Here is a 245-nt window from a genome sequence, read left to right as displayed (position 1 = left end):
CGAAGCTGAGGAATCCAAGGAACATGACATCCAGCTTCTCGAAGCGCGAGAAAATCCGGCGGTAGCCTTTCAAGCGACGGAACAGTCTCTCCACTTCGTTGCGCCGCTTGTACATCTCCCGGTTGTATTCCCAAGGCTCGACCCGATTGGATTTCGGCGGGACCACCGGCACGAAGCCAAGATCGAGCGCTAACTGGCGGGTTTCGTTGCCTTCGTAAGCACGGTCCATCAACAAATGAATCGGC

General features: G+C 55.9%; 1 protein-coding gene. It reads right to left on the bottom strand.

Features of this window, described 5'->3' with window-relative positions; translation table 11 throughout:
- On the bottom strand, positions 1–245 hold a 245-nt coding region (locus ABS769_RS22590), incomplete at both ends, for a transposase (protein WP_350498303.1).

This window comes from Xanthomonas hortorum, assembly GCF_040279205.1.
Classification (GTDB): Bacteria; Pseudomonadota; Gammaproteobacteria; order Xanthomonadales; family Xanthomonadaceae; genus Xanthomonas; species Xanthomonas hortorum_F.
The sequence above is the reverse complement of the archived record's forward strand: the minus strand, read 5'-3'. Positions and strand labels throughout refer to the sequence as shown.